We start from the raw sequence: 6,375 nt of genomic DNA on the forward strand, positions 1-6,375 counted from the left end.
TGCAATGACACCGGAGAGTGCAAGGAGTATAGAGGGCCGGAACGGGGTGCAAGCGGTGATGGCACTTTAGCGCCAAACATTTTGGTATTAACCCAATAACGATTGGCGCTAACGGTCGGGCGTTTGGTTGCTAAACGCCGTGTGCGGCGGGTTCCAGCGGTGGCAGGCCGAATGCCGCTCGTGCTGCGTCACAGTCGGTATTGGCCTGGCCATCGACCCAGGACGCCTCGAACTCCCGACAAGGGGTCGAGCGCTGATCGTAGATCGTGCATTTCACTTCGCTGCCGACTTCCCCGTCCAGACTGATGCAGCGCGCGGGTTTGCAGTTGGTCCCCAGCATTGCGACGCGGCTGGGGGTGATCTGTTCGACGAGATCGTCGGGCACCGTCCCTCCGGACGAAGCGCATTCACCCCAGAAGAATGACACGCGAAAGTAGGAACAGCAGGCACCGCAATTCAGACACGGACTGACATCGGACATGGGTATTTATCTAAGGAAGAGTGAGGAGGCCGGAGGGGCTGACAAGGTCGCTATTCTAGGCTTCGCCAGCGGCTTGGATAGGGGGGTGAACAGGTATTTTTCAGCGGCTGGACGTGCGGTCGATTCCGGCGCTTGGGGCCCGTGGACGTTGGGCCTCGACTGTCTGATAGGGGGAGTCTTGCGGCGTGAGTTCGCCATGGACAGGTATCAGCCTTACGAATAATTACAGACAGTCCTGGCGCGCCTGTCTAGATTGCAGATTCCGGGGAAACGACGCCCCCATAACAATAAAAGAGACGGACCCATGCAGAACTCGACCCAAGCGGCGAATGCCTGGCGCATTCTGTTCCTGCTGTTCCTGGCCAACCTGTTCAACTTCTTCGATCGCACCATTCCCGCCATCATCATCGAGCCGATCCGCATGGAATGGCATCTCAGCGACTTTCAGCTGGGGATCATCGGCACCGCCTTCACCATTGTCTACGCGATCGCCGGCCTGCCCCTGGGGCGGATGGCCGATACCGGGTCGCGCAGCAAGTTGATGGGCTGGGGGCTGGCGGCGTGGAGCGGGTTGACCGCCGTCAATGGCATGGTCGGCAGTTTCTGGAGCTTCCTGATCGTGCGCATGGGCATCGGCATCGGTGAAGCCAGCTATGCACCAGCGGCCAATTCATTGATCGGGGATCTGTTTCCGGCGCATCGTCGGGCCCGGGCCATGGGGATTTTCATGCTCGGCCTGCCGCTGGGGCTGTTGCTGGCGTTCTTCACCATCGGTGCGATGGTCAAGGCGTTCGACAGCTGGCGTGCGCCGTTCTTCATCGCCGCCGTGCCGGGGCTGATCCTTGCGGTCTTCATGTTCTACATCAAGGAACCCAAGCGCGGTGCCGCCGAAAGCGTGCAGGTGTCCCAGGAGAAGGTCGATCAGCCGATCCGCCGGGTCCTGGCGGTGCCGACCTTCCTGTGGCTGGTGCTGGCCGGGTTGTGCTTCAACTTCGCGACCTACGCCTGCAATTCGTTCATGGTGCCGATGCTGCAGCGTTATTTCCTCATGCCGCTGCAGGAAGCAGCGGTCGCGACCGGGATCATCGTCGGCGTGACCGGTCTGGTGGGCCTGACCCTGGGTGGCTGGGTAGCGGACAAGATTCACCAGCGTGTGGCCAATGGTCGACTGCTGTTCGCCGCCTTCAGCCTGATCATTTCCACCGTGTGCACCGCCTGGGCGCTGCATTCGGGGCGGATCGAGATCGGCGTGTTCGTCGCGGTGTTCAGTGTGGGCTGGCTGTTTGCGTACAACTTCTACACCTGCGTTTACACGGCGATTCAGGACGTGGTCGAACCGCGCCTGCGGGCGACGGCCATGGCGCTGTTCTTCGCCGGTCTGTATCTGCTGGGTGGCGGCCTGGGTCCGGTGGTGGTGGGGGCCTTGTCCGATCACTTCGCGCACACCGCCATGCTCTCGGCGGGAGCCGAGCAAATGACCGAAGCGTTCAAGGCCGTCGGCCTGCATGACGCGATGTACCTGATCCCGGTGGCGCTGTTTTTCACCATGGTGTTTCTGGTGCTGGCTTCGCGCTGTTTTGTGCGCGATGCCAAGCGGATGAAGGATGGGTTGGGGGTGGCTGCGGCGCAGGTTGAGGGTGTGCCGGCGTAAAAGCAGTTTCGCGTCCCACGGTAGGAGCTGCCGAAGGCTGCGACTTTAAAAAAGAAGGCCCGCATTGCGCGGGCCTTCTTCATTACGGGGGAGGGGGGTTAGCCCGCCACCAGTACCCGAATCGCTTCCAGGCGCAGTGCCGCTTTGTCGAGCATGGCCAGGCCTTGCTCGCGCTGTTTGCGCAGGGCAACCAGTTCGCTGTCACGGACGGTCGGGTTTACCGCTTGCAGCGCGGTCAGACGCGCCAGTTCTTCATCGGTGTCTGCTGCCAGACGACGCTGAGCTTCGGCCACACGCTCGGCGTGACGCGGGTAGATCTTGTCTTCACCGGCATTGATCCGTGGCGTCAGCTGGTCGCGCTGGGCCTGGATGAATTTGTTGGCGCTGGCGCGCGGGACGCTTTCGAGTTGATCGTTGAGGGTCTCGAAGGCAACCCGGGCCGACAGGTCATTGCCGTTGGCGTCGAGCAGGCAGCGCAGGGCGGCCGGCGGCAGGTAACGGCCCAGTTGCAGCGAGCGCGGGGCGACCACTTCGCTGACGTAAAGCAGCTCCAGCAACACGGTGCCTGGTTTGAGCGCCTTGTTCTTGATCAGTGCCACCGCGGTGTTGCCCATGGAGCCGGACAGCACCAGATCCATGCCGCCCTGCACCATCGGGTGTTCCCAGGTGATGAACTGCATGTCTTCGCGCGACAGCGCCTGGTTGCGGTCGTAGGTGATGGTTACGCCTTCGTCGTCACCCAGGGGGAAGCTGGCGTCGAGCATTTTTTCGCTCGGCTTGAGGATCAGGGCGTTTTCCGAATGGTCTTCGCTGTCGATGCCGAACGCGTCGAACAGGGTTTCCATGTAAATCGGCAGGGCGAACTGGTCGTCCTGCTCCAGGATCGCTTCCACCAGCGCTTCACCTTCGCCAGCGCCACCGGAGTTGAGCTCCAGCAGACGGTCACGGCCGGTGTGCAATTCAGCTTCCAGACGCTCGCGCTCAGTGCGCGCTTCGTCGATCAGCGCTTGCCATTGACCGTCGTCAGCCTCTTCCAGCAGCGGCAGCAGGCGCGGGCCGAACTGATGTTGCAGGGCGTTGCCGGTCGGGCAGGTGTTGAGGAAGGCGTTCAGCGCTTCGTGGTACCACTGGAACAGACGCTCTTGCGGGCTGGTCTCCAGGTACGGCACGTGCAGTTCGATGGTGTGCTTCTGGCCGATCCGGTCCAGACGACCGATACGTTGTTCCAGCAGGTCCGGGTGGGACGGCAGATCGAACAGCACCAGATGGTGAGAGAACTGGAAGTTGCGGCCTTCACTGCCGATTTCCGAGCAGATCAGCACTTGTGCGCCGAACTCTTCGTCGGCGAAGTAAGCCGCGGCGCGGTCACGTTCGAGGATGTTCATACCCTCGTGGAACACCGTAGCCGGGATGCCGGAACGCACTCGCAGGGCGTCTTCCAGGTCCATGGCGGTTTCAGCGTGAGCGCAGATCACCAGCACTTTGGTGCGCTTGAGCATTTTCAGCTGGTCGATCAGCCACTCGACGCGCGGATCGAATTTCCACCAGCGCTCTTCTTCATTGGCGTCCGGCTGGGCCTGGAAGCTGACTTCCGGGTACAGCTCGGCGTGCTCGCCCAGCGGCAGTTCGAGGTATTCGTCCGGGCACGGCAGCGGGTAGGGGTGCAGCTTGCGCTCCGGGAACCCCTGCACGGCGGCGCGGGTGTTACGGAACAGCACGCGGCCGGTGCCGTGGCGGTCCAGCAGTTCGCGCACCAGGCGCGCGCTGGCTTCGGTGTCGCCATCGTTGACCGCGGCCAGCAAGGCTTCGCCTTCGTTGCCGAGGAAACCGTTGATGGTCTGGTGTGCTTTGGGCGACAGGCGACCCTGTTCGAGCAGCTCCTGAACAGCCTCGGCCACCGGGCGATAGTTTTCGCTCTCGGCGCGGAAGGCGTTCAGGTCATGGAAACGGTTTGGATCGAGCAGACGCAGGCGGGCGAAGTGGCTGTCCTGGCCCAGTTGTTCCGGGGTGGCGGTCAACAGAAGCACGCCGGGAATGGTTTCGGCCAGTTGTTCGACCAGCGTGTATTCAGGGCTGGCCTGGTCTTCGTGCCACACCAGGTGGTGGGCTTCGTCGACCACCAGCAAGTCCCAGCCGGCGGCGAACAGCGCGTCCTGGGCCTTTTCGTCGTCCACCAGCCACTCCAGCGCAACCAGCGCCAGTTGAGTGTCTTCGAACGGGTTCGAGGCATCGCTTTCGATGAAGCGTTCTTCGTCGAACAGCGCGACTTGCAGGTTGAAGCGCCGGCGCATCTCCACCAGCCACTGGTGCTGGAGGTTTTCCGGTACCAGGATCAGCACCCGATTGGCGCGCCCCGACAGCAGCTGGCGATGGATCACCAGACCGGCTTCGATGGTTTTACCCAAGCCCACTTCGTCCGCCAGCAGAACTCGCGGCGCGATACGGTCGGCGACCTCCCGGGCGATGTGCAACTGATGCGCGATCGGTTGCGCACGCACGCCACCCAGGCCCCACAGCGAGGATTCCAGTTGGCGGCTGGTGTGTTCCAGGGTGTGATAGCGCAGGGAGAACCAGGCCAGCGGGTCGATCTGCCCGGCGAACAGGCGGTCGCTGGCCAAACGGAACTGGATGAAGTTCGACAGTTGGGTTTCCGGCAGGGTGACCGGTTCGTTCTGCGCGTTCAGGCCGTGGTAAACCAGCAGGCCGTCCATGTCATCGACTTCGCGAACCGTCAGTTTCCAGCCTTCGAAGTGAGTGATGGTGTCACCCGGCGAAAACCGCACGCGGGTGAGGGGCGCATTCCGTAGCGCGTACTGGCGGGTGTCGCCAGTGGCCGGGTAGAGCACGGTCAACAAGCGGCCGTCCTGTGCCAGAACGGTGCCTAAACCCAACTCCGCTTCGCTGTCACTGATCCAGCGTTGCCCCGGTTGATACTGCTGCGCCATGCTGCCTGACTCCCACCTTGAAAAAGCGGGCTATGTTAACGGAATCAGGTCTCCAAGACCAAAGGAATACCTGTGCTGTAAGCGGTGGTCTTTGATCGCCAAGACCTCAAAAGATCCTAGACGTTGACGCCCCGAACAGTGCCAAATGGCTCACAGTTTGCGACCGATGGCTCAAGTCGCCTCCACCGCAGCCGACATCCTGACTGACAGGAGACTAAAAATTATGCTGCCACCGATGCTCCCCTTGAGTGCCGTGCCGGTCACTTCCCAGCACGACCCGATTCGCCCGCGCCCGGACATCGCACCTGTGGTGCCGATGCAGGAGAGTTCCACCGACAGCACCATCGACCTTAAAAACCGCGATCCTGAGGAAGCCGTGCTGCTGTTGCGCGAGGAGCAGCGCAAAAAGCAGGAACGCGAGCGTCGTCGCCGCGAGGCCGATGAGGATCCCGAGTCCCACCTGGCGATTCCCGGCACCGAACTCAACGCCGACAACACCGTGCCTGTCGCGCCGTTGATGGAAGATCAGCCGCGCCAGGGGTTGTGGGTCGATATCGAGATTTGAGCTTGCGTCTGGTCAGCGCCGCCATCAGGCCGCATTATTGGGTCAATTCTGCCCGTTTGACGCGGCACCTGAACTTCATTCAAGCGATGCACCCAACGCCATGAGCCAAGACGACAAGCTGATCGACCTCAATGCCGAACGCGCCAAGCGTGTCCATGACCTCAACGAAAAGCGCCTGAACGAAGTGCGCCAGGCGTTCGAGCAGGCCATGCCTCTGGGCACGGCGAAGAAAAAGTCGAAGAGCAAGTCCAAGAGCAAGCCGAAAAAGCGTTGATCCCTCCCTGCATCGATTGATGCAGGTCAGTTTTTCCCTTCTTTATGCCCGATCCCGGGCAACATTGATCCCGGTCAATATTTCCTCCTGCGCGATTGGTTAACTTATCTCCATCGCAACAAGGCAACCGCAGGAGACGCGTCATGTTTTTCGACAACGTGGTGATCGCCGGAGTGCTGACCGTCAGCCTCATGCTGATGTTTTTTGCAGGATTTGGATTTTTTATCTGGAAGGATTCGCACAAGCGGAAGAAACCGTAGTTCTTTCTGGATGTAATGAGCACGCAAGGCATTTTGGGCAACTTCGGTTGCCCTTTTTTTTGCGCGTTTGTTTTTGGTTGATGTTGTTTTTTGGGGGGGGCGAGTTGATTTCGGTTAAGACGCAATTCCTGTGGGAGCGAGCCTGCTCGCGATTGGGTTTATTGTGTACATATCCGTTGCTGCGGTAACGGCTACTTAT

At 61.0% G+C, this 6,375-nt stretch carries 6 protein-coding genes; 4 read left to right on the forward strand and 2 right to left on the reverse strand.

The annotated features are described in order from the left end of the window. Positions 1-130 precede the first annotated feature (130 nt). Entirely contained in the window at positions 131-481 is a 351-nt protein-coding gene (locus tag K9857_RS18670; protein ID WP_224538143.1) for a YkgJ family cysteine cluster protein, read from the reverse strand. Positions 482-785: 304 nt separating this feature from the next. On the opposite strand from K9857_RS18670, the gene K9857_RS18675 reads away from it, so the two are divergent. Then, positions 786-2,132, forward strand: a complete 1,347-nt coding sequence (locus tag K9857_RS18675; RefSeq protein WP_224538145.1) for a spinster family MFS transporter — start codon at positions 786-788, stop codon at positions 2,130-2,132. A gap of 98 nt (positions 2,133-2,230) precedes the next feature. Here K9857_RS18675 and rapA read toward each other — a convergent pair whose 3' ends face one another. Next, positions 2,231-5,077: an RNA polymerase-associated protein RapA gene (gene rapA / locus K9857_RS18680; protein WP_224538147.1), complete on the reverse strand. Its 2,847-nt coding sequence runs from the start codon at positions 5,075-5,077 to the stop codon at positions 2,231-2,233. Positions 5,078-5,300: 223 nt separating this feature from the next. Between rapA and K9857_RS18685 the strand changes: the two genes are divergently transcribed. The 3 genes from K9857_RS18685 to ccoM all read left to right on the forward strand — a co-directional run bounded on the left by K9857_RS18685 (position 5,301) and on the right by ccoM (position 6,176). Beyond that, the gene (locus K9857_RS18685; protein WP_224538149.1) at positions 5,301-5,642 is read left to right on the forward strand and encodes an aspartate-semialdehyde dehydrogenase; all 342 of its coding nucleotides are present in this window, start codon (positions 5,301-5,303) and stop codon (positions 5,640-5,642) included. Positions 5,643-5,742: 100 nt separating this feature from the next. Next, a complete protein-coding gene (locus K9857_RS18690) occupies positions 5,743-5,916 on the forward strand; it encodes a hypothetical protein (RefSeq protein ID WP_224538150.1) in 174 nt (57 codons plus the stop codon). 143 nt (positions 5,917-6,059) lie between these two features. Next, the gene (ccoM, locus tag K9857_RS30410; RefSeq protein ID WP_306167737.1) at positions 6,060-6,176 is read left to right on the forward strand and encodes a cytochrome c oxidase subunit CcoM; all 117 of its coding nucleotides are present in this window, start codon (positions 6,060-6,062) and stop codon (positions 6,174-6,176) included. The last annotated feature ends 199 nt before the right edge of the window (positions 6,177-6,375 follow it).

This window comes from Pseudomonas sp. REP124 (genome assembly GCF_020164475.1).
Taxonomy (GTDB): domain Bacteria; phylum Pseudomonadota; class Gammaproteobacteria; order Pseudomonadales; family Pseudomonadaceae; genus Aquipseudomonas.

What these genes read in the sequence shown, in the direction of transcription:
- K9857_RS18670 (WP_224538143.1), bottom strand. Translation starts at nt 481, where the DNA reads ATGTCCGATGTCAGTCCGTGTCTGAATTGCGGTGCCTGCTGTTCCTAC.
- K9857_RS18675 (WP_224538145.1), top strand. Translation starts at nt 786, where the DNA reads ATGCAGAACTCGACCCAAGCGGCGAATGCCTGGCGCATTCTGTTCCTG.
- rapA (WP_224538147.1), bottom strand. Translation starts at nt 5,077, where the DNA reads ATGGCGCAGCAGTATCAACCGGGGCAACGCTGGATCAGTGACAGCGAA.
- K9857_RS18685 (WP_224538149.1), top strand. Translation starts at nt 5,301, where the DNA reads ATGCTGCCACCGATGCTCCCCTTGAGTGCCGTGCCGGTCACTTCCCAG.
- K9857_RS18690 (WP_224538150.1), top strand. Translation starts at nt 5,743, where the DNA reads ATGAGCCAAGACGACAAGCTGATCGACCTCAATGCCGAACGCGCCAAG.
- ccoM (WP_306167737.1), top strand. Translation starts at nt 6,060, where the DNA reads ATGTTTTTCGACAACGTGGTGATCGCCGGAGTGCTGACCGTCAGCCTC.